The organism is Stenotrophomonas sp. BIO128-Bstrain (assembly GCF_030128875.1).
Lineage (GTDB): Bacteria > Pseudomonadota > Gammaproteobacteria > Xanthomonadales > Xanthomonadaceae > Stenotrophomonas > Stenotrophomonas bentonitica_A.
In genome coordinates this window covers 913,136-936,408 of the sequence record NZ_CP124620.1, presented here as the reverse complement: position 1 = coordinate 936,408, position 23,273 = coordinate 913,136, and the positions used below count along the sequence as shown (strand labels likewise).

Here is a 23,273-nt window from a genome sequence, read left to right as displayed (position 1 = left end):
GACACGACAGGCCTGTCCGGCCAGTCAATGAGAATTTATCTCATTTAAGATAAACTAGACCCGACGAAACCGACCAGAACCCCACCCCCATGTCTTCCGCTTTTGGCGCCGAAACGGTGCTTGAGGTCCGTCACTGGACCGACGCCTACTTCAGCTTCACCACGACCCGCGACAGCGGCTTCCGCTTCGAGAACGGCCAGTTCGTGATGATCGGCCTGGAAACCGAAGCGCGCCCATTGCTGCGCGCGTACTCCATCGCCAGTGCCAACTGGGAAGAAAACCTGGAGTTCTTCAGCATCAAGGTGCAGGACGGCCCGCTGACCTCGCGCCTGCAGCACATCAAGCCGGGCGACAAGGTGCTGGTCGGCAAGAAGCCTACCGGCACCCTGCTGATCAGCGACCTGCACCCGGGCAAGCACCTGTACCTGCTCGGCACCGGCACCGGCCTGGCGCCGTGGCTGTCGGTGATCAAGGACCCGGAAACCTACGAGCGCTTCGACAAGGTGATCCTCACCCACGGCGTGCGTTACGAAAAGGACCTGGCCTACCGCGAGCTGTTCGAGAAGGAACTGCGCGAGCACGAATTCCTCGGCGAGATGATCGGCGACAAGCTGCTCTACTATCCGGCCGTCACGCGCGAAGCCTTCCCCAACCAAGGCCGCCTGACCTCGCTGATGGAAAGCGGCGAGATGCAGAAGACCCTCGGCCTGCCGCCGCTGGATCCGGAAAACGACCGCGCCATGATCTGCGGCAGCCCGCAGATGCTGGCCGACCTGCGCACCGTGCTGGACAGCCGCGGCTTCCAGACCTCGCCGCGCATCGGCACCCCGGGCCACTACGTCTTCGAACGCGCCTTCGTCGAAAAGTAGGCTCCGCGCGGCTGATCGACCAACCTGCGCGCCAGCCGGACAGAGCCCGGCTCTACGGAGCTGATTCGCCGACCGCGGCCCTGCCGGGCAGAGCCGACCCTTGGTCGGCTCTCGCGGCAACGAACGCATGCACGTTGGGCTATATTCCGCGTCAGCCCGGCAACGGCCGGGCCTGACCTGGAGCCGTACCGATGATCAGGAAGATCCGCCCCGCCCTCGCCTGCCTGCTGCTCGCCATGAGCCTGGCTGCCAGCGCCGCCGCGCCCGCGACGCCCTCACCGAGAGCCGGCGATATCCCGCCGCAGATCCTGGGCAAGGACCGCCAGGGCAATGTGGTGGACCTGGCCAGCCAGCGCGGCAAGGTCGTCATCGTCACGTTCTGGGCCTCGTGGTGCGGCCCGTGCCGCAAGGAACTGCCGATCCTGGGCCAGCTGCAGAAGGTCATCGGGCATGACGCGCTGCAGGTCTACGCGGTGAACCTGAAGGAACCGCGCGCCGATTTCGCCGCCATCGCCCGCAGCCGCAAGGCCCCGCCACTGGACTACATCCACGACGCCAAGGGCGAGGTCAGCGACCAGTACGGCATCCAGACCATCCCGCACATGTTCATCATCGGCCACGACGGCAGCATCGCCGGCGTGCATCGCGGCTACTCCGAGAAGAGCCTGCCAAAGATCGTCGACGACATTCTCGCCCTCCTGCCCGAAGACGTGCGCAACCGGAAAGCAGGCAGCTGATTCCATCGCTGCGGTGTAGAGCCACGCCATGCGTGGCTGGAACGTTGGGCAATCCGGTGATGCGAGCCGGTAGAGCCACGCCATGCGTGGCTGGAACGTTGGGCGAACCGGTGATGCAAGCCGGTAGAGCCACGCCATGCGTGGCTGGGACATGTGGCCATCCGGTGATGCGAGGAGCCGGCCAGCGGCCGGCACTACCGGGACGCATTCCGGCCGGTATCAGCCGGCCAGCGCGGCCTCGATATCGCCGCGCAGCGACTCGGGCTTGTCGGTCGGCGCATAGCGGCCCAGCACCTGCCCATCGCGGCCGACCAAAAACTTGCTGAAGTTCCACTTGATCCCCCGCGTGCCCAGCACCCCGGCCTTCTCGGCCTTGAGCCACTGCCACAGCGGATCAGCGCCGTCGCCGTTGACCTCGACCTTGTCCGACATCGGGAAACTGACCCCATAGGTCAGCGAACAGAACTCCCCGATCTGCGCCGCATCGCCCGGCTCCTGATGCCCGAACTGATCGCAGGGAAACCCGATCACCACCAGCCCGCGCGGCCCGAATTCCCGCCACAACGCCTCCAGCCCCTCGTACTGCGGCGTGAAGCCACACTTGCTGGCCACATTGACCAGCAACAACACCTTGCCCCGGTACTGCGCCAACGCCTGTGGCTGGCCCGACAGGTCCACGAACGGGAAATCGAAGGCAGTGGTCATGGCAGGGGCTCCGGTGGAAAGGCCTCTCATCTTAGCTCGCCCAGCGTATTCGGCCTGGTGGGCTGAGGAGCCGGCCGGTGGGCCGAGGAGCCGGCCAGCGGCCGGCACTACGCCTCGGGACGGCAACGACCGGGCTGGCTCTTGCAGTGGTGCACCCTTCGCAATGCCCTGGCCTGGCCAAAACATGCCTTTCGACACAAGCCGCTCCCCAACGGCCCGGGTTACCCTCAAAGACTTGTCTGACCGGAGAATTCCCCTTGACCACCCGTCTTGCCCTCGCCGTCGCCGTGACCCTCGGCCTGGCCCTGCCCGCCTATTCCGCCACCGCCGCCACCCCGGCCGCGACCACCGCCCAGCAGGCCAACCCGTTCTTCGCCGACAGCCCGCTGCCGCTGCACTTCCCGCAGTTCGACAAGATCAAGGACAGCGACTTCGCCCCCGCCTTCGACGCCGGCATGGCCCAGCAGCTGAAGGAAGTGGAGGCGATCGCCAACAACAAGGCCAAGCCGACCTTCGACAACACCCTCATCGCCCTGGAAAAGAGCGGTGAGACCCTGGACCGCGCCACCACCGTGTTCTTCAGCCTGGTCGGTGCCGATACCAACGACGCACGCAAGAAGCTGCAGGCCGACTACTCCGCCCGCTTCGCCGCGCACAGCGACGCCATCGCGCTCAACGGCAAGCTGTTTGCCCGCATCCAGACCCTGTATGACACCCGCACCCAGCTCGGCCTGGACGCCGAAGGCATGCGCCTGGTCGAGAAGTACTACGAGAGCTACGTCCGCGCCGGCGCCAAGCTGTCCGAAGCCGACAAGACCAAGCTCAAGGAAATGAACGCCGAGCTGGCCAACCTGGGCACCAAGTTCAGCCAGAACGTGCTGGCCGAAGTGAATGCCTCGGCGATCACCGTCGATGACGTCAAGGACCTGGACGGCCTCTCGCAGGAGCAGATCTCCGCCGCTGCCGAAGCCGCCAAGGCCCGTGGCCAGGACGGCAAGTACGTCATCACCCTGCTCAACACCACCGGCCAGCCGCCGCTGACCAACCTGGCCAACCGCGCCCTGCGCCAGAAGATCTACGAAGCCTCCATCACCCGCGGCAGCCGCGGCGGTGAGTACGACAACACCGCCCTGGTCTCGCGCATCATGCAGCTGCGTGCCGACAAGGCCAAGCTGATGGGCTTTGCGAACTTCGCCGCCTACAACCTGACCAACCAGACCGCCAAGACCCCCGAAGCGGTCAACGCCATGCTCGGCCAGCTCGCCCCGGCCGCCGTCGCCAACGCCAAGCGCGAAGCCGCCGACCTGCAGGCGATGATCGACAAGGAGCAGAAGGCCGCCGGAAAGCCCACCTTCAAGCTGGAAGCATGGGACTGGGCGTTCTACAGCGAGAAGGTCCGCCAGGCCAAGTACAACTTCGACGAATCCCAGCTCAAGCCGTACTTCGAAATGAAGAACGTGCTCGAAAACGGCGTCTTCCACGCCGCCCAGCTCGAGTTCGGCCTGACTTTCAAGCAGCGCACCGACCTGCCGGTCTACCACGACGACGTCACCGTCTATGACGTGTTCGATGCCGACGGCAGCCAGCTGGCGATCTTCATCTTCGACCCGTATGCACGCGCCTCCAAGCGCGGCGGTGCGTGGATGAACTCGTACGTCTCGCAGTCCGAGCTGACCGGCTTCAAGCCGGTGGTCGCCAACCACCTCAACATCCCCAAGCCGCCGGCCGGCAAGCCGACCCTGCTGACCTGGGATGAAGTGACCACCACCTTCCACGAATTCGGCCACGCCCTGCACGGCATGTTCTCGAACGTGAAGTACCCCTACTTCTCGGGCACCTCGGTGCCGCGCGACTTCGTCGAGTTCCCCTCGCAGGTCAACGAGATGTGGGCCGATGACCCGGTCATCCTGAAGAACTACGCCAAGCACTACCAGAACGGCACGGCCATGCCGCAGGCCCTGCTCGACAAGGTCGTCGCCGCCGCCAAGTTCAACCAGGGCTTCGCCACCACCGAATACCTCGGTGCGGCCATGCTCGACCAGCGCTGGCACCAGATCGGTCCGGACCAGGTCCCGGCCGCCAAGGACGTGATGAAGTTCGAAGCCGAGGCCCTGGCCAAGGACGGCATCTTCTACGCGCCGGTCCCGCCGCGCTACAAGACCCCGTACTTCAGCCACATCATGGGCGGCTACTCGGCCGGCTACTACGCCTACATCTGGTCTGAAGTGCTCGACGCCAATACCCAGAAGTGGTTCCGCGAAAACGGCGGCCTGAGCCGCAAGAACGGCGATCACTTCCGCCAGACCCTGCTTTCCAAGGGCGGCAGCGTGGATGCAATGGAACTGTTCCAGAACTTCGCCGGCCATGCCCCGCAGATCGAGCCGCTGCTCGAAAAGCGCGGCCTGACCTCGGGTGACGGCAAGAAGTAAGCGTCCGCCTCAACGACGTGCACAACGAAAAACGCCCGGCACCGCCGGGCGTTTTTTTTGTGCCGCCAGCTCATCTCACCGTGGCGCTACGTAGCCTCCAGGCACGCCATTGGGCGACAACACCAGCTGCCACAACTGTGCATGCCGGCAGCGGAAACTCGCCATCGAACCGGCCAGATAGAACCGCCACATCCGGCGGAACCGTTCGTCATACCGCTGCGCATCCAGGCGCGGCCACGCCGCCTCGATGTTGGCCCGCCACGCCTGCAGGGTCCGGTCGTAATCGGTGCCGAAGTTGTGCCAGTCCTCCAGCACGAACAACCCTTCGAACGCGTCGGTCACCTGCGCCGCCGAGGGCAGCATCGAGTTCGGGAAGATGTACTTTGCGATCCACGGATCGGTGCGATGCCGCGACAGATTGCTGCCGATCGAATGCAGCAGGAACAATCCTTCCGGCCGCAGGCAGCGCCGCGCCATCTCGAAGTACCCGCGATAGTTCTTGTCGCCCACGTGCTCGAACATCCCCACCGACAGGATCGCGTCGAAGGACTCCTCCACGTCGTGGTAGTCCTGCAACCGTATCTCGACCGGCAACCCCGCGCACAACTGCCGCGCATAGTCCGCCTGCTCCTGCGAGATCGTCACGCCGACGCCGGAGACGCCATAGCGCTCGGCCGCGAACTTCAGCGCCTCGCCCCACCCGCAGCCGATATCCAGAATGCGCTGGCCGGGGCGCAGGCCCAGCTTGCGGCAGATCAGATCGAGCTTGGCCTCCTGCGCCGTGTCCAGGTCCGCAGCTTCGCGCCAGTAACCGCAGCTGTAGACCAGCCGCTGGCCGAGCATCGCCTCGTACAGATCATTGCCCAGGTCGTAATGGCGACGGCCGACCTCGAAACTGCCGGCGCCGGCCTGCAGATTGAACACCCGCGCCTTGATCGCATCGGCCAGATCGCGCCAGCCGTGCACGCGTTCGTCCAGATGCGCCTGCATCAGATGAAAGAGGAAGTCGTCCAGCGCGCGGGCATCCCACTGCCCGTCCATGTAACTCTCGCCCAGGCCCAGCGAGCCCTGGGCCATGACCCGTGCATAGAAGCGCGGGTCGTGCACCGTGATGTCCTGCGGCTGGTCACCGCCAACGGTGACCCCCGCTTCGTGCAGCAACCCCGTGACCCGTCGTTGCAGCCCAGCGTCCACATCGCCTCCGTCGATCAGCCCCGGGCGAACAACCCCGCGACATCCTGACCCACGTGCGGCACCAGCACGGCGGCCGGGACGTCCACGGTCTGCGTGCCGTCCGAGTACGGCCCTACCTGGTAGGGCGGGAACACGAAGCGTATCGCAGAGATGCGTCCGTCGGAACCGGTCAGCGGCTGGAACTGGCTGAAGTTGTCCGCGCTGGGCCCGGTGCCATCGGCGATCATCCGGCTGGCGTTGCGCAGGGATTCCTGCATCTGCGCAGGCTCCATCTCATCGCCGCTCAGGCGCGTGGCCACGCGTTCGCGCAGCTGGTCGGCCACGTAGTCGCTGATCGCCTTCCAGCCCTTGGCATCGGCCACCAGCTTGTCGGCGGTCAGCATCTGCTGCTGCTCCGGCAGCCATACGAAACGTGCCACCAGCGGCTCACCGTGGGCGCCACCGGTGTAACGGCTGCCATCGGCGGTCACCACCACCAGCTGCGGCGTCTCCAGCACCTTCTCGAAGGTCAGCGAGAGCTCGTAGGGCATGGTCGGCTTGTCGTTGCCCAGCCCGTCCAGCGCCTGCTGCAGCTCGGCCCGGGCGCTGTCGGCATAGCTGCCCAGCGTCTTGGCCAGGCCCGGATACCGCGCGATGTCCGGCGGATAGGTAATCCCGACCACCGCCTGCGGCGAGGTCTCGATCACGTCGCGCAGCTCGACCGGCGCATCCGGCGTCGCCGTCGGTGCAGCCGGTTCGGCGGCGGTATCTGCCGCTGCCACCGGCGCCTGTGCGTCACCGTCGCGCTTGCAGCCTGCCACCACCACCAAGCCCATAGCCAAGGCCAACGCGCTGGTGCGCAGCGCGCAACGGTTTCCTGCGATGTTCATCCTGAAATCCCCTTGTTGTAACCCACCATCATGATCGGCCATCCCTGAAGCATGACCCGCTGCCCTCATCGGACCAGCAGGTCGTCGTACTCCTCGTGCCGCTGCAGGAACGCTTCGGCGTACGCGCAGGCAGGCACTACCTTGAATCTGTGTTCGCGCGCGTAGCGCAGCGCCACCTTCGTCAACTCACCGGCCACGCCACGGCCGGCGATCGGCTCGGGCACCTCGGTGTGGGTGATGATCATCCGCTTGCGCTTGATCTGGTAATCCAGCAGCGCCAGATGCCCTTTGACCCGGGCCTGGAACCGGTGATGGGCCAGATCGTGCTCCACCTCGTAAGCCAGTCCGGGCGGCGTGACCGAAGCCATGAGCGGTGTCTCCTGCGGCGACTGCAGCGATAGTGCGCAGCCGGCCGCCATGATCGCGTGAAGCCTGAACAGGGGCAAGCAGCGACGTGGCGCGTCACATCCGGCCCTAAAGGCTGGAGCCGCCACGCCGATATCGGATCCGGACAGGGCGTAAAAGCTGGCATGGCTTTTGCGAAGACCTGCCTGCACGCACCCGCTCTTCCGGAGGTCCGCATGGACAACACCGCACCTGCCCCCGCCGCCCACGGCGATGCCGACAGCTCCCTGCTCGAGGGCCTGTTCCAGCTGGCCGTGAACGGCCAGACCCAGGGCTGGGAATTCGACCAGATCAACCACGAGGTCTACGCCCGGCTGCTCAGCACCTATGGCGTGGACGGCAAGAAGGCCGCCTGACGGTTGCCGGGCTCACGACCAACGGTCGTGAGCTCCCCCCCGGCGCGACGACGCATCGACCCACCGTCGGCAGGTACCGACCGTGGGTCGGTACGCCCGCCCCCCAGCGCGACGACGTAGGTACCGACCGTTGGTCGGTACGCCCCACCCCGCGCCAGATACCACGTCGTAGGTACCGACCGTTGGTCGGTACGCGCCGAATCAACCGCCGAGGCGGAAGGTGGGGTTGCTCAGCTCACGCAGGAAGTGGCTGAAGATGCTCGGCTGCATGGCCAGCATGAACAGCACGCCGAAGGCCGCACCGGCCAGGTGCGCGCTGTGGTTGATGCGGTCGCCGCCACGGCGGTCCATCCAGATGCTGTAGCCGACGTAGAACACCGCATAGATGATCGCCGGGGCCGGAATGAACAGCACCAGGATGATCGACCACGGCTTGATCAGGATGAAGGCGAACAGCACTGCCGAGACCGCGCCCGATGCCCCCAGGCTGAGGTAGTTCGGATTCTTCTGGTTCTTCAGGTAGCTGGGCAGGATCGAGACCAGCAACGCACCCAGGTAGAACGCCGGATAGGTCAGGTAGCTGCCGCTCAACTGCAGCATCACCTGTTCGATGAAGCCGCCGAAGAAGAACAGCGTGATCATGTTGAACGCCAGGTGGGACAGATCGGCGTGGATGAACCCGTAGGTGATCAGGCGATCGTACTGACGGTTGCGGTCCACTGCCGGCGGCCACAGGATCAGGCGGTCGGCGAGCGCACGGTTCTTGAACGCCATCCACGACACGATGACGGTGATGGCGATCAGCAGCAGGTTGACTGGGGTCATGTCAGGCTCAGGCGGTGCGGTAGTTGTCGACCATACGATAGCGCTTGGCATACCAACCGAAGGCCAACGCCGCCAGGAACGCAAAGCCGGCGAAGAAGAACATCAGGAACGCCGCCTCGCTCAAGCCGGTACTGGCGATCTGGTGGGTCACCGTGTCGTTGCGCACCGCCGCGTTGGACAGCAGCACCCACAGGTTGCCGATGGTGGTGGTCAGGTTCCAGAAGCTCATCACCACGCCCTTCATGGCCTGCGGCGCCTGGCTGTAGGCGAACTCCAGGCCGGTGGCCGAGACCAGCACTTCACCGAAGGTCAGCAGCGCGTAGGGCAGCATCTGCCAGAAGATGGACATGACGTTGCCGCCATCCATCATCACCTGGATACCGCCGACCACGATCCAGGCCAGGCCGCTGAAGGCGATGCCGGCGGTCATCCGGCGCAGCGCGGTCGGCTCGAAGCCGAAGCGGCGCAGCATCGGGTACAGCACCAGGTTGTTGAACGGGATCAGGATCATCACCAGCAGCGGGTTCAGCGCCTGCATCTGCGAGGCGGTGAACCAGCTCGGCATCGCCATCTGCTGGCCCTGCAGGACCCAGGTCGAGGCCTTCTGGTCGAACAGCGAGAAGAACGGCGTGGTCAGGGCGAAGATCACCAGCACGCGCAGCACCGAGCGCACGCCCTCCACCGCCTCGGCCGGGTGCACGGCGCGGGCGCGGTCCAGCTGGATCCAGGTGCCGCCACCGATGCCGGCCAACAGCAGGACCAGCGCGATGCACAGGCAGATCACGATGCCCAGGCTGCCGACCAGCCCCATCGAGGCCACCGCCAGCACCGCACCGAGGATGGCAAGGGTACGACCCGGACGGCCCTTGCCCGGCACCTGCGCCGACAGCGCGGTACGCACCACGTTGCCGAACGAATGCGGGTCCTTGGGCGGCAGCGGGACCAGCACGTAGCGCTTGCGGCCCATCCAGAACACGAAGGTGGCCACGAACATCAGGATGCCCGGGATGCCGAAGGCCCACGACGGACCCAGGTTCTTCAGCGCCAGCGGAATCAGCAGCGAGGCGAACAGCGAGCCGAAGTTGATGATCCAGTAGAAGGCGTCGAACACGACCTTGGCCAGATGCTTGTTGCTCTGGTCGAACTGGTCGCCCATGAACGAGGCCACCAGCGGCTTGATGCCGCCGGCACCCAGCGCGATCAGGCCCAGGCCGACGAAGAAGCCCTGGCGGCTGTCCTCGAAGATGGCCAGGCAGGCGTGGCCGGCGCAATAGATCAGGCTGAACCACAGGATGGTGTGGTACTTGCCGAAGAATTTGTCGGCCAGCCAGCCACCGAGCAGCGGGAAGAAATACACGCCGATCATGAAGCTGTGCATGATGTCCTTGGCCTCGCCGGCCCGGCCATCGGCGGTGATCTCCTGCAGCAGCAGCGAGGTGATCAGGAACTGCACCAGGATGTTGCGCATCCCATAGAAGCTGAAGCGTTCGCAGGCCTCATTGCCGATGATGTAGGGAATCTGGCGCGGCATCTTTCCTTTGCCGGCGCTGGCGGCTGCGATATTGCTCATCCTGTGGGGCTGTCCTGCGAACACGAAAGGACCAAGATTACCGGAAGCCCCCACCCCAGCGCACGCTGCACAGCTGCATGACAGGGGCCGCCGGACATGGCAGGCGGGCCGGAATCCCATCCGCGCGATGGCACCCGTGTCACGGATCGTCGACGGCGAAAGCGTAAACTTATCGTTATGCGCACGCACATCACCGGTGGGACCCGAGGTTGGACAGGCTGGATCCTGCTGCTGTTGCTGGCCGCGCCCGCCGCCGGCGCGCACGCGCGCCAGGCCGAGGACGCCCTGCCCTCGCTGAAGATCGCCACGCTGGAACTGCCGACCCAGGACGATGCCCAATGGCAACAGCGGCGTGACCAGGTGCTGCAGCTGCTGGAGTCGATGCAGCCGGACGTGATTGCGGTGCAGCGGGTGCTGCAGACCCAGGGCCGCAACCCCGCCTGCTGGCTGGCCAGCCGGCTGCGCTACAGCTGCGATTTCGTCACCGCCGATCCGCCCAGCCAGCCGCTGCGCCACGGCAGCGCCATGCTGACCCGGCTGCCGGTGACGGATGACGCCGTCACCCTGCTGCACCCGCCGGGGCAGTTCAGCGCGGCCGGGATGCTGCGGGTCAAGCTGCGCGAGGAACTGATCAACATCTACGTGGCCCGGCTTCGCCCGGAACCGGACGACGCGCAGATCCGCCGGCACCAGACCACCGATCTGATGACCTGGATCGGCGCGACCGCCGACGGCCTGCCTTCGCTGATCGCCGGCGACTTCTCGGCCGAGATCACCGAGCTGGTGGGAAGTACCCCGGGCTTCCAGCCGGCCCGCAAGAACCCCGGCGAACGCGTGGATCCGCCGTCGCTGGCCGGCGCGGCACGGGGGCACGGCCTGGACGTGCTGTTCCAGGTGAAGCACTTCGGCGGCATCCGCCAGGACAGCATCAAGCTGCCGGCCAGCGAGGGCGACGCTGCGGCGATGCGGCTGGGCACCATGGCCACCCTGCGCCTGCAGACGCCGGAAAGCACCAGCGCGCCCTGACCGGCACCGTTTGCGGAGGCCCAACGAAAAACGGCCAGGCATTACTGCCTGGCCGTTGGTGTTTCAGGCAACCGTGCCGATCAGGCGATGGCTTGCTGGTAACGACGCTCGACTTCGTTCCAGTCGACGACGTTGAAGAACGCGCCGATGTATTCCGGGCGACGGTTCTGGTACTTCAGGTAGTACGCGTGTTCCCACACGTCCAGGGCCAGGATCGGCGTGTTGCCGTCCATCAGCGGGCTGTCCTGGTTGGCGCTGCTTTCCACCACGACCTTCTTGTCCGGGGTGACGCTCAGCCAGGCCCAGCCGCTGCCGAAGCGGGTCAGCGCGGCCTTGGTGAAGGCCTCTTTGAACTTCTCGACACCGCCCAGCTGCGAATCGATCGCCTTGGCGACGTCACCGACCGGAGCGCCGCCGCCATTGGGCGACATCACGGTCCAGAACAGGGTGTGGTTGGCATGGCCGCCGCCGTTGTTGCGCACGACGCCCTGCAGGTTTTCCGGCAGCGACTTGGTCTTCTTGACCAGCTCTTCCACCGGCAGGTCGGCATATTCGGTGCCTTCCAGCGCAGCGTTGACGTTGTTGATGTACGTCTGGTGATGCTTGGTGTGGTGGATTTCCATCGTCGCTGCGTCGATATGCGGCTCGAGCGCGTCGTAGGCGTAGGACAGCTTGGGGAGGGTATAGGCCATGTGGTTCTCCTGGTAGCTCACTCACCCGGCAAAGACCGGGCGTTGCGGAGTCGATGATGGGGATGGCCGACAAGCTTACCAAGGGCGATGTAAAGGAAACTTCGTCCTGCGTGGTCGATGGCGTGTCGGCCGCGTTACGCGACAGTGACGGTGTACACCGGTGCGGCGCAGGCCCCGCGGTGCAGCATGCCTGTTCGGCTGGGCCTCACCGTGCCGGGCGATGATCGCAGTAGAGTAGTGGCCTCGCCCCTCTTCGCTGGCCCCTCATGCGCAAGCCGCTGTTGTTGTTGATCGCCATCGTGCTGCTGGTGGGAGGCCTGGCCGCCATCAAGCTGGCCCAGCGCCCGCCCGCGCCGCAGTTTGCGCCATCGCTGACCCAGCCCGACAGCGCGCCGGCCGCCCCTGCACCGACGTCATCGAGCCGGACGACGCGCGATCCCCTGCCCCCGTTCCTGCCGGCCGAAGCGCGCGACACCATCGCGCTGATCCAGCGTGGCGGCCCGTTCCCGCACCGCCAGGACGGCAGCATCTTCAGCAACCGCGAACAGCGGCTGCCGCAGCGGCCGCGCGGCTATTACCACGAATACACGGTGGACACGCCCGGCGCAGGCAATCGCGGCGCACGGCGCATTGTCACCGGCGGCACCCCCCCTACTGGCTGGTTCTATACCGATGATCACTATGAAACGTTCCGCAGTTTCGACGTTCCACCTGCCGGGAGCTGGCAATGACGCATGACGGATTCGAGTTGGGCCTGCACGACATCAACAACGCCGGCATCTATGCGATCGGCAACGATGATGTCGCCCCGTTGTCGGCGGCGATGCGCGATGCCGGCCTGCGTGTGATCCAGATCGACCTGGCCGGCTGCCAGGACAAGCGCACTTTGCTGATGCGGCTGGCCGCCCGCCTGGACTTCCCGACCGGCTTCGGCGGCAACTGGGATGCACTGACCGACAACCTGCGTGACCTGGCGTGGCTGCCGGCCAATGGCTATTCCCTGTTCTTCAACGACGCCGATACGCTGCGCAGCGAGGCGGGCGCGGAGTTCGACACGCTGCTGGATGTGCTGGACGAAGCCAGCCGCTACTGGGGCGAGAGCAACGTGCCGTTCTGGGCGTTCGTCGCGCTGCAGGACGCGGACGTGGAACCGGACGCGGACCCCGCAGCGTAACGCCCAGCATCCGGTAGAGCCACGCCATGCGTGGCTGCGAGGCGCCGTGACACCCGGCCGAAACCCAGCCACGCATGGCGTGGCTCTACCCGCCGCCGAGGCCGCGCCTCATCGGCTGCCGTTGTCTTCCTGCAGTTCCTTCTTGAACGGGATGTCCGGCGGCGGACGCGCGATGGCTGGCTGGTCCTGCATGTTCGGATCGCTCAAGCCACAGCCGCCGCCGAACTGCAGCACGGAGATCACGCAGGAAATCGACGAGCTCGTGCCAGGGATCGGAATCTCCACCGCCTTGATGCCCTTGCGGACCCATTCGGCCAGCAACGATTCGTTGGGCGCCCAGTACTTGTCGAACGAGGTCGGGGTGTAGTCGTACGGCGGGCGCTTGAGCCAGGTGCCGGACTGCGCGATGCGTTCTTTGCTCCAGCCATCTTTCTCGCCGCCCGGTGCGCCGCGCTCGCTGTTGCCGTGACCCTCCTGGCCGGGCACGCGCACACTGCCATCGGCCTTGAACAGACTGCTGCCATTGCCCTGGGTCGCACTGACGGCACGGCCGTTGAGATCGGCGTCCTGCGGATGATTGGCCGCGCCCCAGTCATCGGACCGGTTGGGCGTGGTCCAGCTGCCGGGCGGTGCCTTGGATGGGCTCGCCGGGGCGCGGGTCGCGGTCGGCGACGTGGACGTGCTGGCGGCCGTGCTGGCATTGGCGGCCGCCGGCGCCGTCGTCGTACTGCTCGCCGCGGCCGGTGATGGCGGTGCCGGACGCGGTGCGGCGTTGGGCACCGCGCGTTCGCGCACGGCGACCTCAGGCGATCGGCCCGGTACGGCCACCTCGCGCGTGGGCAGCGTGGCCACGTTCACCGCCGGCGCGGTCACCGGCCGGATCTCGCGTTCGCGCACCTGCACCTCACGTTGCGGCATGGTCGCCTCCACCCGGGGCCCGGCAATGGCCACGGTGGGGGTCGGGGCTTCGACCACCGTGACCTGCCGCTCCTGCACGGTCAGCTCGGGCGTGCGCAATTGCGGTTCGGCCGTTCGCGGAGTCGGCACGGTGGTACGCGGCGTCGGCGCTTCCACCGTGACCACGGTGCGCTCACGCACCGCGATGTCCTGCGGCTCGCGCGTCATCACCCGCACTTCGGTGCGCGGCACGCTGGTCGGCGGCACCACGAAATCGGTCGTGGCCTGGGCCACCTCGGTCGCCTGGACGGGCTGCTCCACCGCCGGCGTGGCGGGCGCCGGTGGCGCCGGTTGTGGCTCGCTTGGCGGTGCCGGCGCCGCGGCCGGCTGCGGGGCCGATGCTGTGCGCGCATCCGCTTCGGCCTGCGCCATCGCCTGCGCATTGGCCATCGCCGCAGCGATCGCCGCGTCCGCCGTGGCCGGCTCGGCAGCGGCCGGTGACGCCCCTTGCTCCTGCTGCGGGGTGCCGCGGCCGACTAACTCGACCTGCACGCGCCCGCTCTCGCCGCCCTGTTCGGGCTCGCTTGGCGGGCGGATCAAGGCCACCCACAGCAACAACAGCGCGAACATCAGATGCAGCAGCGCGCTGATCAGCGCAGAGGTCCAGCGCATCCAGCGCTGATCGCGCGGGGCCGGGTCCCAGCCCTGCCAGAGCAGCCGGCGCATCGCCTGGATGAAACTCAGTTCGGGCAGGCGCCCACCAGTGGGCATCGGCTCACGCTGGGCCAGTTCGGCAAGTACTTCGCTGGCCCGGAACGGCCGCGGCAATGGCGACAACGCGCGCAGCCACAGGCCCCACCCATAGGGGAGGCCCGTGGTTTTTTCGAGAATGCGCTTGTCCGGCTGGCGAGCCAGCAGCCAATCGAGGATGTCGTCAGCCCGGCGCAGTGGCACGCAGCGCGATCAGGCAGCCGTGCCGCGGGGAATGTACGGCGCGTCGCCACTCTCGTGGTCGGTCGCGTCGCGCACCGCGGTGATGCCGGGCACACGTCCCATCAAGGTCTTTTCGATGCCCTGCTTGAGCGTGACGTCGGCCATGCCGCAGCCCTGGCAGCCGCCGCCGAAGCGCAGCAGCACCACGCCCTCGGCCGAGACTTCCTGCACTGCGACCTTGCCGCCATGCGAGGCCAGCTGCGGATTGACTTCGTTCTCCACCACCCAGCGCACGCGCTCGACCAGGGAAGAACCTTCCGTCGGCGCCTCGCCCTTGATCTTCGGCGCCTTGATGGTCAGCTGCTGGCTGCCGGTGGCGTTGGTGACGAAATCGATCTCGGCGCCATCAAGCCAGGCCACGCTGGTGGCGGCCACGTAGAGGGTGAAGCCATCGCAGTCCACCGCCCACTCATCACCGAGCAGCTCGCCGGGATCGGCGAACTCCAGGCGGGCATCGGCGCGCGGGGTACCCGCATCGACGGCGGTAAGGCGCACACCCATGCCGGGCACGGCCTCACGCTCGATCAGCTTGCGGAAATAGGATTGGGCAGTGTCGGATATCTGGATCATCGGGCTATTCTAGCCAATCCCTTGTTATGCGCTCATTTGGTTTATACACCGGACCGCGCATTGTTCAGTCATCCAGATGTGGAGGAACCCATGGCCGACCTGATTCCGCTGGCGCAGGCCCATTGCGTGCCGCGCAAAGGCAGCGACCACAAGCTCGGCACCGCCCGGGTCACCGAGCTGCTGGCCCAGATTCCCGGATGGGAGCTGGCCGAGGCCGGCCAGGCGCTGACCCGCACCTTCCGCTTCGACAACTACCACGGCACCATGGCCTTCGTGAACGCCCTGGCCTGGGTTGCCCATCGCGAAGACCACCACCCGGACCTGGGCGTGCATTACGACCGCGCCGTGGTGCGATTCTCCACCCATGATGTGGGTGGCCTGAGCGAAAACGACTTCATCTGCGCGGCGAAAGCCTCGGCCCTGACGGAGTAAGCCCATGAAACTGCAGTACATCGTGCTGTCCAGCCTTGCCGTGGCGGCCCTGGCCGGCTGCAACAAGACGCCCGAACAACCGGCCGCCCCGGTCGCGGCGCCCACGGAGGTCGCCGCGGTCAAGACGCCACCGCCGGAGTACCCCATCGAACTGGCGTGCCAGGGCATCGGCGGCACCAGTACGTTCAAGGTCACCATCGCCGCCGACGGCCAGCCCAGCCAGGTCCAGCTCGCCAGTGGCAGCGGCAACGCCCAGCTCGACGAGCAGGCGCAGAAGGCGGTCCAGGCCTGGCAGTTCAAGGCCGGCACCCGTGCCGGGCAGACGGTCTCGACCACGATCCAGGTACCGGTCAGCTTCAATCCGCCGCAGCCCAAGCCGGACGAGTGCTTCGCGATCGAAGAACGGCTGCGTCGCGGCGGCTGATCGCCGCAGGGTGTTGAGGTCAGCCGCCGCAAGCCGCGCATCATGGATCGTCAAGGCGCCCGTCGGATCGACGCGTCGCCACGCGCCCGGTGAACACCGCCCCCACGGAGCCCCGCATTTCAGCGGCCCGGTGGGGAGGTGGGGACCGCACGGCGCACTTTTCTCGTACAAGGACGCGTTGGCGGATGCCTGATATTTCCAGTGAAAACGTATGGATCGCCCTGGCGGTCACCCTGGCCGCCGGCCTGGCCACCGCGCTGGGCAGCCTGATGGTGCTGTTCTCGCGCCGCCCCAACCCGCGCCTGCTGGCGTTCGGGTTGGCGTTTGCCGGTGGCGCGATGGTCTTCGTCTCGCTGACGGAGATCCTCAACAAGGCCATCGATTCATTCACCCAGGCCTATGACGCCCGACTGGGCTTCGCCTACGGCACCGCGGCCTTCCTGGTCGGCGTGCTGCTGATCGTGGTGATCGACCACCTGATCCCGAACCCGCACGAGAGCCTGGACAAGCAGGACCCGCTGTTCCGCGACAACAACAAGGCCTACATCAAGCGGGTCGGCCTGCTGACCGCCGTGGCGATCACCGCACACAACTTCCCCGAGGGGCTGGCGACGTTCTTCGCCACCCTGGAGAGCCCCTCGGTCGGCATGCCGCTGGCCTTCGCCATCGCCATCCACAACATCCCCGAGGGCATCGCGATCGCGGTGCCGGTGTATTTCGCCACCCAGAACAAGTTCTATGCGTTCGGCGCCAGCCTGCTGTCCGGGCTGGCCGAGCCGATCGGTGCGGCGATCGGCTATGTCGCCCTGTCCGGGGTGCTCAACCATGCCACCTTCGGCTGGGTGTTCGGGATCATCTCCGGCGTGATGGTGTTCCTGGCCCTGGACGAACTGCTCCCGGCGGCCAAGCGCTACGCCAAGGGCCACGAAACCGTGTACGGCCTGGTGGCCGGCATGGGCAGCCTGGCGATCAGCCTGGTGCTGTTCAAGTGGTGATGCCGAGGGCTCCATCCCGGCAACTCCGGGCCCTTTCAACCGGGTAACGTCGGCGCAGGGTCCCACCGCCCGGTAGTGCCGGCCGCTGGCCGGCGCTTCCCGACGTCGGATGTCGATCGACACCGTGAAGAGCCGGCCAGCGGCCGGCACTACCTTTATCGGTCGGGATTGTGCAGAGCCGGCCAGCGGCCGGCACTACCCTTGTCGGTCGGCCTTATTTGAGCCGGTTCAAGACCTCGACCAGCTCCTCGGCCAGCGGCGCATTGATCAGATAAGGGGTTTTGCCCGCATCCAGCGCGAACTCCAGCGAGGCCGCGTGCAGGAACAGCCGTTTCAGGCCGATCTGCTCACGAAGCCGCTTGTTGACGTCCGGATCGCCGTATTTGTCGTCACCGGCCACCGGATGACCCAGATGCTGGGCATGCACGCGGATCTGGTGGGTCCGGCCGGTTTCGATCCGCACTTCGCAGTACGAATGGCCGCCCTTGCGCTCCAGCACCTTGAAGTGGCTGATCGACTCCTTGCCGATCGGATTGACCTGCACGTGGCGCTCGCCACCCTGGCGCAGGCCCACGTGCAGCGGGGCGTCCACGGTCATGGTGCCATCGGGCATGCGGCCGGCCAGCAGCGTCAGGTAGCGCTTGCGGATGCCGGCGCCGTGGTCTTCACGCAGCAGCGCCTGCAGCTCGCTCAGGGCCGAGCGCTTCTTGGCCACGATCAGCAGGCCGGAGGTATCCCGGTCCAGGCGATGGACCAGCTCCAGGGTCTTGCCCGGCCGCAGTGCGCGCAGGGTTTCGATGGCGCCGAAACTGATGCCGCTGCCGCCGTGACTGGCCACGCCCGACGGCTTGTTCAGCGCCAGCAGCCGATCGTCTTCGAACACGATGGCATCTTCCAGCCGCTTCATGAACGCGGCCGGCGGGCCAGCCTTGTCGCCCTCTTCGTTGAGACGGACGGGCGGCACCCGGACTTCGTCGCCGCCCTCCAGCTTGCGCTCGGCCTTGGCGCGGCCGCCATTGACGCGGACCTGGCCACTTCGCACGAGCTTGTAGATCAGGCTGCGCGGTGCACCCTTGAGCTGGCCGAGCAGGAAGTTGTCCAGGCGTTGCCCGGCACGGTCGGCCGGAACAGTGATGATACGTACGCTGGTCATGGCTTCAGCGGCTTTGGGGGTGGGCTCGGTAACGGTCATTGGCCTTTTATTCTGTTACACTCGGCGGGCGAGATAAGGGATTGATTTCGTTGGAAGTTGCTCTGGGCCAGAAGCCCGACTTCCCGCGATTCCGGCACAGTGCGCAGCCACCGCCCCCGGGGCGGCCATGTTAGCGGCTCACCGGCGGTCCCGGCCATCGCCGGATGTCTGACACACATTCGCGCTGAACATGTCCCTGTGGCGCTCCAGCCTGGCTGAAAGCTGCCTCCGGCCCAGTTACACCCAAACCAAAACAAATGAAGCGCTCCCGCGGCCTGCCGTGGTGTCGTAGCGCTGGAAACCCAAACCGCCCTCCCCGCGCATGCGCGATGGGCGGTGAAGCGTGACCAGAAGCGAAACCCCATGGCGTTCCGCGCGGTAGCAGCGCGCGAGGAACGCAAGAATGAAGCGAATGCTGATCAATGCCACGCAGGCTGAAGAGCTGCGGGTAGCCATCGTGGATGGCCAGACGCTGTACGACATCGACATCGAACAGCCGTCCAAGGAACAGAAGAAGTCGAACATCTACAAAGGCCGCATCACGCGCCTTGAGCCTTCACTGGAAGCGGCCTTCGTCGAGTACGGCGGTGAGCGCCATGGCTTCCTGCCGCTGAAGGAAATCTCCCGCGATTACTTCCAGGCTGGCGTCGACCACAACAAGGCCGGCATCCGCGAGCTGCTGCGTGAAGGCCAGGAAGTCGTGGTCCAAGTGGACAAGGAAGAGCGCGGCAACAAGGGCGCTGCCCTGACCACGTTCATCTCGCTGGCTGGCCGCTACATGGTCCTGATGCCGAACTCGCCGAGCGCCGGTGGCGTCTCGCGTCGCATCGAGGGCGAAGACCGTGCCGCGCTGAAAGACGCGCTGGACAAGCTGAACATCCCCGACGACATGGGCGTGATCATCCGCACCGCCGGCGTCGGCCGCGATGCCGAAGAGCTGCAGTGGGATCTGGATTACCTGCTGCAGGTGTGGAAGTCGATCGCCGAAGCGGCGCTGACCAAGCCGGCCTCGTTCCTGATCTACCAGGAATCGCGCCTGATCGTGCGCGCCCTGCGTGACTACCTGCGCGCCGATGTCGGCGAGATCCTGGTGGACACCGAGGAGCTGTACGAGACCGCCCAGGAGTTCATGCAGCAGGTGATGCCGCAGACCCTGCGCAAGCTCAAGCATTACAAGGACGACATCCCGCTGTTCAACCGCTTCCAGATCGAATCGCAGATCGAAGGCGCGTATGAACGCAACGTCCGCCTGCCGTCCGGCGGCTCGATCGTGGTCGACCAGACCGAAGCGCTGACCGCCATCGACGTGAACTCCTCGCGCGCCACCAAGGGCAGCGACATCGAGGACACCGCCTTCCAGACCAACCTGGAAGCGGCTGAAGAAGTGGCCCGCCAGCTGCGCCTGCGCGACCTGGGCGGCCTGGTGGTCATCGATTTCATCGACATGGCCTCCAACAAGCACCAGCGCGAAGTCGAGAACCGCCTGCAGAACGCGCTCAAGTACGACCGTGCGCGCGTGCAGCTGGGCCGCATTTCGCGCTTCGGCCTGATGGAAATGAGCCGCCAGCGCCTGCGCCCGAGCCTGGGCGAATCCAGCCAGATCGTCTGCCCGCGTTGCGATGGCCATGGCCGCATGCGCAGCGTCGAGTCGCTGTCGCTGTCCATCATCCGCGTGGCTGAAGAGCATGCGATGAAGGAGAACACCGGGCAGGTGCTGGTCCAGGCCCCGGTCGAGATCGCCAACTACCTGCTCAACGAAAAGCGCAGCGCGCTGCGTGAGATCGAACAGCGCCATGACGCGCCGATCGTGATCGTGGCCGATGAGCAGCTGCACACCCCGCATTACGAAGTGACCCGCCTGCGCGAGAACGAGCTGGGCGAAGAGAGCGGCAAGCCGAGCTACCAGCGCGGCACCCCGCGCAAGCTGCCCGTGCATGCACTGACCAAGGCCCAGCTGAACATCCCGGTCGCCCCGGTGGTGACCCAGGTCAAGCACAGCCAGCCGGCCCCGGTGCGTGAAGCCCCGGAACCGGTGGCCGCACCGGCCCCGGTCGCCGCCCCTGTTGCCGCCCCGGCCGCCACCGGCGTGGTGGGTTGGCTCAAGCGCATCTTCGGTGGCGAACCGGCCCCGGCCGCCGCACCGCAGCCGAGCAGCCGCCCGGGCCAGGACGGCAACCGCAACGGTCGCAACAAGGACCGCAACGGCAAGGACCGCAACGGCCGCCGCGATGAGCGTGGCGAGCGCGGCGGTAACGGCAATGCGCAGGCGCAGGGCCGTGGCAAGGACCGTGGTGAGCGTGGCGAGCGCGGCCCGAAGGGCGAGCGTCGTGACGAGCGCCGCCAGGACACCGCCGCACCGGCCAATGGCAACGCAGCACAGGTGCAGGCGCCCAGCCAGGGCAAGCCGCGCAACGAGCAGCAGCCGGCCAAGCCGCGCAATGAAGCGCGCAATGACCAGCAGCAGCCGAAGCTGAAGCAGAAGCAGGGCCAGAACGGCCAGGCCAAGCCCCAGCAGAATGACGGCGACAAGCCGGCCGTGAGCGAAAAGCCCGCGCGCCAGCCGCAGGCCGATGCACCCAAGCCGACCACCGCTGCCCCGGTCGCCGCCGATGCCGCGGTGATCGCCGCCGCTGCCGTGGTCGCCACCGATACTGCTGCATCGGCTGCCCACGCGCAGGACGCGACCAAGGCCGTTGTGGCCGAGGATGCGCAGGCTGCAGTGAGCGAGGCCACCGAACAGGGTGACGCCCCGGCCAACGCCGAAGACGGTACCGGCGAAGGCGCTTCGCGTCGTCGTCGTGGTCGTCGCGGTGGCCGTCGTCGTCGTCGTGGCAACGGTGAGCAGGCCGCCGGCAGCGATGGCCTCAATGGTGACGAGAACGGTCTGGATGACGAGGGCGACGATCAGGATGGCGATCAGGACGGCGACACCGCCGCCCCGGCCGAGCGCCAGGTCGCCAACCATGGTCAGCCGCAGCCGGAGTTCGAGTTCGACGACGAATCCGGCAACGCGCCGGCCGCCACCCCTGCCCCGGTCCAGGCCCCGCGCCCGGCTCCGGCAGCCGCTGTCGCCGCTGCCGCTCCGGTGGCGGTGGTCAGCAGCCCGGTCGTGACGGCGGGCCACACCGAGCCGACTCCGGCGCCGGTGGCAGCACCGGTCGCCGAAAAGGCACCGACCCCGGTCGTTGAAAAGGCCGCTGCCCCGGCAGCCGAACCGGTCGCCGAGAAGGCCCCGGCCTCCTACAACGACCCGGTGCCGTTCGTGGAAAGCCCGAAGCCGACCCCGGCCGCTGCGCAGCCGGCTGCACCGGTGGAAGCACCGCGTGTGGTTGAACCGGTGGCTGCTCCGGCGGCTCCGGCTCCGGTGGCTGCTCCGGTGGCTCCGGCTCCGGTGGCTGCTCCGGCAGCTCCGGCCCCGGTCGCTGCTCCGGTGGCTCCGGCCCCGGTGGTTGCTCCGGCGGCTCCGGCTCCGGTGGCTGCTCCGGCAGCTCCGGCTCCGGTCGCTGCTCCGTCGGCCCCGGTCGTCGAGACCGCCCCGGAAGAAGTGAAGGAGCCGACCGCCGCGCCGGTGCAGACCAGCATGCTGGATGCCGTCGATGCGACCCAGGCCCCGGCACAGCCGGCAGCCCCGCAGGCCCGCACCGAATCGGCCCCGGCCGGCCCGGTCGTGCATAACGGCCAGCTGTTCGGTGCGACCGCCAGCGAAGCCCCGGCCACCACCAATGCCGCCGAACAGGCCGCCCAGGCCGAGGCCCGCGAGGACATCCCCACCGATGCCCCGCAGGCCGATGAAGGCGACAAGGCTGACCAGGAAAAGAAAGACACGCTCTGATCCTGGGTGAGTGACGCAACAAACAGACAGCGGCCTTCGGGCCGCTGTCTGCGTTTGGGCGGTTGGATGGCGGAGCCAGCGGCGCCGGTCAGGCAGTCATGATGGCGGCGTTGAGCGTATCCACGCACGGCGTGGATCTACACAGGCCGTGGGATGCAGCAAGGGTAGATCCACGCCATGCGTGGATCCCGGATCGGTCGCATCAAGGGCAGATCCACGTCATCCGTGGAGGCAGCCGGTAGCGCGCTACACCATCACCGACGACGCGGCGCGCGCCTCAGGGCGTCGTCGCGCCGGCGTTGCCGGTACCCGGCGCGAACTGCAGCCGGGTCCACACGCCGTAGTGATCCGAGGCCCAGCGGCCATCAGCGTACGGCTGATCGAACAGGAGCTTCGCTTCGCGGGCAAGCAGGCGATCCTGCTGGAAGAAGATATGGTCGATGCGCGATGGCGCATCGTAGTAATGCCGGTTGAGCGTGCTGACCTGGGCCAGCTCGTTGTTGACGTGCACGCTGCCGTAGCTGTCGCCGTAGTGATTGCGCAGCTCGCTCAGGTCACCTGCATCCACCAGCGCGTTGAAGTCCCCGGCCACGACCACCGGCGCATCACCTGCGGTCTGCGCGATGAACGTCAGCAGATCGGCCACCTGCTCGCCGCGGATGCGGCTGCCCACCTCGTCCGAGCGCTCGTTCAAGTGCGTGGCATAGACGTTGACCGGCCGACCGTCCACATCGATGCGCAGATGCGCCACGGTGCGGTAGTCGTTGATCGGTGCCAAGAGGTGGTCGTTGCGCGTCAGCACCGGGCGCCGGGTCAGCAGTGCATTGCCATAGCGCTTGAACCGCCCCGGCGGATCGGTGGAAACGAACTGGTACTCATAGCCCAGCTTGCGCGCCAGCCACGCGGCCTGGTTGCGCACATGGGGCTTCTGGATCACCTCCTGCAACGCGATCGCATCGGGCTGCAGGGTCTGCAGCTCACGCAGGATCACCTGGCGGCGGGCCGGCCAGTTTTCGCGGTCGTGGTGCAGGTTGAAGGTGACCATGGTCATCTCCTGCGTGGCCCCTGTCCCGTTGGCCTGCGCCAT

General features: G+C 66.9%; 22 protein-coding genes. 11 read left to right on the top strand and 11 right to left on the bottom strand.

Features of this window, described 5'->3' with window-relative positions; all coding sequences use genetic code 11:
* The first annotated feature begins 89 nt into the window (after positions 1-89).
* Positions 90-869, top strand: coding sequence for a ferredoxin--NADP reductase (locus POS15_RS04215; protein ID WP_046274192.1), 780 nt, complete (start codon positions 90-92; stop codon positions 867-869).
* Between the two features lie 191 nt (positions 870-1,060).
* Complete coding sequence (locus tag POS15_RS04210) at positions 1,061-1,606, top strand: TlpA disulfide reductase family protein (RefSeq protein ID WP_266085134.1); 546 nt, start codon at positions 1,061-1,063, stop codon at positions 1,604-1,606.
* Between the two features lie 219 nt (positions 1,607-1,825).
* On the opposite strand, the gene POS15_RS04205 is transcribed toward POS15_RS04210, so the two are convergent.
* A complete protein-coding gene (locus POS15_RS04205; RefSeq protein WP_284129043.1) occupies positions 1,826-2,311 on the bottom strand; it encodes a glutathione peroxidase in 486 nt (161 codons plus the stop codon).
* A 257-nt stretch (positions 2,312-2,568) separates the two neighbouring features.
* Between POS15_RS04205 and POS15_RS04200 the strand changes: the two genes are divergently transcribed.
* Complete coding sequence (locus POS15_RS04200) at positions 2,569-4,740, top strand: M3 family metallopeptidase (RefSeq protein WP_019182903.1); 2,172 nt, start codon at positions 2,569-2,571, stop codon at positions 4,738-4,740.
* Between the two features lie 75 nt (positions 4,741-4,815).
* Here the strand turns inward: POS15_RS04200 and cfa are convergent, their stop codons facing one another.
* The 3 genes from cfa to POS15_RS04185 all read right to left on the bottom strand — a co-directional run bounded on the left by cfa (position 4,816) and on the right by POS15_RS04185 (position 7,171).
* Positions 4,816-5,934 (bottom strand): cyclopropane fatty acyl phospholipid synthase, encoded by a 1,119-nt coding sequence (gene cfa / locus POS15_RS04195; protein ID WP_046274196.1) that lies wholly within the window; start codon positions 5,932-5,934, stop codon positions 4,816-4,818.
* 14 nt (positions 5,935-5,948) lie between these two features.
* A complete protein-coding gene (locus POS15_RS04190; protein WP_019182901.1) occupies positions 5,949-6,803 on the bottom strand; it encodes a DUF3298 and DUF4163 domain-containing protein in 855 nt (284 codons plus the stop codon).
* 65 nt (positions 6,804-6,868) lie between these two features.
* Positions 6,869-7,171: a GNAT family N-acetyltransferase gene (locus tag POS15_RS04185; protein ID WP_019182900.1), complete on the bottom strand. Its 303-nt coding sequence runs from the start codon at positions 7,169-7,171 to the stop codon at positions 6,869-6,871.
* 213 nt (positions 7,172-7,384) lie between these two features.
* On the opposite strand from POS15_RS04185, the gene POS15_RS04180 reads away from it, so the two are divergent.
* Positions 7,385-7,564, top strand: a complete 180-nt coding sequence (locus tag POS15_RS04180; RefSeq protein WP_019182899.1) for a hypothetical protein — start codon at positions 7,385-7,387, stop codon at positions 7,562-7,564.
* A 201-nt stretch (positions 7,565-7,765) separates the two neighbouring features.
* Here POS15_RS04180 and POS15_RS04175 read toward each other — a convergent pair whose 3' ends face one another.
* Both POS15_RS04175 and POS15_RS04170 read right to left on the bottom strand, forming a co-directional pair.
* Positions 7,766-8,389: a rhomboid family intramembrane serine protease gene (locus POS15_RS04175; protein WP_019182898.1), complete on the bottom strand. Its 624-nt coding sequence runs from the start codon at positions 8,387-8,389 to the stop codon at positions 7,766-7,768.
* Positions 8,390-8,396: 7 nt separating this feature from the next.
* On the bottom strand, positions 8,397-9,959 hold the full coding sequence (locus tag POS15_RS04170; RefSeq protein ID WP_070470348.1) for an oligopeptide:H+ symporter: 1,563 nt from the start codon (positions 9,957-9,959) through the stop codon (positions 8,397-8,399).
* Positions 9,960-10,136: 177 nt separating this feature from the next.
* Here POS15_RS04170 and POS15_RS04165 point away from each other — a divergent pair, with 177 nt between their 5' ends.
* Entirely contained in the window at positions 10,137-10,985 is an 849-nt protein-coding gene (locus tag POS15_RS04165) for an endonuclease/exonuclease/phosphatase family protein (RefSeq protein WP_019182896.1), read from the top strand.
* 80 nt (positions 10,986-11,065) lie between these two features.
* Here the strand turns inward: POS15_RS04165 and POS15_RS04160 are convergent, their stop codons facing one another.
* Positions 11,066-11,677, bottom strand: coding sequence for a superoxide dismutase (locus POS15_RS04160; RefSeq protein WP_284129042.1), 612 nt, complete (start codon positions 11,675-11,677; stop codon positions 11,066-11,068).
* A gap of 266 nt (positions 11,678-11,943) precedes the next feature.
* On the opposite strand from POS15_RS04160, the gene POS15_RS04155 reads away from it, so the two are divergent.
* Together POS15_RS04155 and POS15_RS04150 are read left to right on the top strand one after the other, a co-directional pair.
* A complete protein-coding gene (locus tag POS15_RS04155; protein ID WP_019182894.1) occupies positions 11,944-12,408 on the top strand; it encodes a ribonuclease domain-containing protein in 465 nt (154 codons plus the stop codon).
* Complete coding sequence (locus tag POS15_RS04150; protein WP_284129041.1) at positions 12,405-12,851, top strand: barstar family protein; 447 nt, start codon at positions 12,405-12,407, stop codon at positions 12,849-12,851. Before POS15_RS04155 ends, POS15_RS04150 begins: the two co-directional genes overlap by 4 nt.
* 108 nt (positions 12,852-12,959) lie before the next feature.
* Here the strand turns inward: POS15_RS04150 and POS15_RS04145 are convergent, their stop codons facing one another.
* Both POS15_RS04145 and POS15_RS04140 read right to left on the bottom strand, forming a co-directional pair.
* Positions 12,960-14,702, bottom strand: a complete 1,743-nt coding sequence (locus POS15_RS04145) for a hypothetical protein (protein WP_284129040.1) — start codon at positions 14,700-14,702, stop codon at positions 12,960-12,962.
* 9 nt (positions 14,703-14,711) lie between these two features.
* On the bottom strand, positions 14,712-15,311 hold the full coding sequence (locus POS15_RS04140; RefSeq protein WP_019182890.1) for an NfuA family Fe-S biogenesis protein: 600 nt from the start codon (positions 15,309-15,311) through the stop codon (positions 14,712-14,714).
* Between the two features lie 90 nt (positions 15,312-15,401).
* Here POS15_RS04140 and POS15_RS04135 point away from each other — a divergent pair, with 90 nt between their 5' ends.
* The 3 genes from POS15_RS04135 (at position 15,402) to zupT (ending at position 17,162) form a co-directional block, all read left to right on the top strand.
* The gene (locus tag POS15_RS04135) at positions 15,402-15,743 is read left to right on the top strand and encodes a 4a-hydroxytetrahydrobiopterin dehydratase (protein WP_019182889.1); all 342 of its coding nucleotides are present in this window, start codon (positions 15,402-15,404) and stop codon (positions 15,741-15,743) included.
* Positions 15,744-15,747: 4 nt separating this feature from the next.
* Positions 15,748-16,167 (top strand): energy transducer TonB, encoded by a 420-nt coding sequence (locus POS15_RS04130; protein ID WP_019182888.1) that lies wholly within the window; start codon positions 15,748-15,750, stop codon positions 16,165-16,167.
* A gap of 185 nt (positions 16,168-16,352) precedes the next feature.
* On the top strand, positions 16,353-17,162 hold the full coding sequence (gene zupT, locus POS15_RS04125; RefSeq protein ID WP_019182887.1) for a zinc transporter ZupT: 810 nt from the start codon (positions 16,353-16,355) through the stop codon (positions 17,160-17,162).
* Positions 17,163-17,376: 214 nt separating this feature from the next.
* Here zupT and POS15_RS04120 read toward each other — a convergent pair whose 3' ends face one another.
* Positions 17,377-18,315, bottom strand: coding sequence for an RluA family pseudouridine synthase (locus tag POS15_RS04120; protein ID WP_019182886.1), 939 nt, complete (start codon positions 18,313-18,315; stop codon positions 17,377-17,379).
* Between the two features lie 442 nt (positions 18,316-18,757).
* Here POS15_RS04120 and POS15_RS04115 point away from each other — a divergent pair, with 442 nt between their 5' ends.
* The gene (locus tag POS15_RS04115) at positions 18,758-22,186 is read left to right on the top strand and encodes an Rne/Rng family ribonuclease (protein WP_284129039.1); all 3,429 of its coding nucleotides are present in this window, start codon (positions 18,758-18,760) and stop codon (positions 22,184-22,186) included.
* Positions 22,187-22,463: 277 nt separating this feature from the next.
* Here POS15_RS04115 and POS15_RS04110 read toward each other — a convergent pair whose 3' ends face one another.
* On the bottom strand, positions 22,464-23,273 hold the full coding sequence (locus tag POS15_RS04110) for an endonuclease/exonuclease/phosphatase family protein (protein ID WP_235319029.1): 810 nt from the start codon (positions 23,271-23,273) through the stop codon (positions 22,464-22,466).

What these genes read in the sequence shown, in the direction of transcription:
- POS15_RS04170 (WP_070470348.1), bottom strand. Translation starts at nt 9,959, where the DNA reads ATGAGCAATATCGCAGCCGCCAGCGCCGGCAAAGGAAAGATGCCGCGC.
- POS15_RS04165 (WP_019182896.1), top strand. Translation starts at nt 10,137, where the DNA reads ATGCGCACGCACATCACCGGTGGGACCCGAGGTTGGACAGGCTGGATC.
- POS15_RS04130 (WP_019182888.1), top strand. Translation starts at nt 15,748, where the DNA reads ATGAAACTGCAGTACATCGTGCTGTCCAGCCTTGCCGTGGCGGCCCTG.
- POS15_RS04190 (WP_019182901.1), bottom strand. Translation starts at nt 6,803, where the DNA reads ATGAACATCGCAGGAAACCGTTGCGCGCTGCGCACCAGCGCGTTGGCC.
- POS15_RS04155 (WP_019182894.1), top strand. Translation starts at nt 11,944, where the DNA reads ATGCGCAAGCCGCTGTTGTTGTTGATCGCCATCGTGCTGCTGGTGGGA.
- POS15_RS04215 (WP_046274192.1), top strand. Translation starts at nt 90, where the DNA reads ATGTCTTCCGCTTTTGGCGCCGAAACGGTGCTTGAGGTCCGTCACTGG.
- POS15_RS04110 (WP_235319029.1), bottom strand. Translation starts at nt 23,273, where the DNA reads ATGGCGCAGGCCAACGGGACAGGGGCCACGCAGGAGATGACCATGGTC.
- POS15_RS04185 (WP_019182900.1), bottom strand. Translation starts at nt 7,171, where the DNA reads ATGGCTTCGGTCACGCCGCCCGGACTGGCTTACGAGGTGGAGCACGAT.
- POS15_RS04160 (WP_284129042.1), bottom strand. Translation starts at nt 11,677, where the DNA reads ATGGCCTATACCCTCCCCAAGCTGTCCTACGCCTACGACGCGCTCGAG.
- POS15_RS04135 (WP_019182889.1), top strand. Translation starts at nt 15,402, where the DNA reads ATGGCCGACCTGATTCCGCTGGCGCAGGCCCATTGCGTGCCGCGCAAA.
- POS15_RS04115 (WP_284129039.1), top strand. Translation starts at nt 18,758, where the DNA reads ATGAAGCGAATGCTGATCAATGCCACGCAGGCTGAAGAGCTGCGGGTA.
- POS15_RS04175 (WP_019182898.1), bottom strand. Translation starts at nt 8,389, where the DNA reads ATGACCCCAGTCAACCTGCTGCTGATCGCCATCACCGTCATCGTGTCG.
- POS15_RS04205 (WP_284129043.1), bottom strand. Translation starts at nt 2,311, where the DNA reads ATGACCACTGCCTTCGATTTCCCGTTCGTGGACCTGTCGGGCCAGCCA.
- POS15_RS04180 (WP_019182899.1), top strand. Translation starts at nt 7,385, where the DNA reads ATGGACAACACCGCACCTGCCCCCGCCGCCCACGGCGATGCCGACAGC.
- POS15_RS04210 (WP_266085134.1), top strand. Translation starts at nt 1,061, where the DNA reads ATGATCAGGAAGATCCGCCCCGCCCTCGCCTGCCTGCTGCTCGCCATG.
- POS15_RS04120 (WP_019182886.1), bottom strand. Translation starts at nt 18,315, where the DNA reads ATGACCAGCGTACGTATCATCACTGTTCCGGCCGACCGTGCCGGGCAA.
- zupT (WP_019182887.1), top strand. Translation starts at nt 16,353, where the DNA reads ATGCCTGATATTTCCAGTGAAAACGTATGGATCGCCCTGGCGGTCACC.
- POS15_RS04140 (WP_019182890.1), bottom strand. Translation starts at nt 15,311, where the DNA reads ATGATCCAGATATCCGACACTGCCCAATCCTATTTCCGCAAGCTGATC.
- POS15_RS04150 (WP_284129041.1), top strand. Translation starts at nt 12,405, where the DNA reads ATGACGCATGACGGATTCGAGTTGGGCCTGCACGACATCAACAACGCC.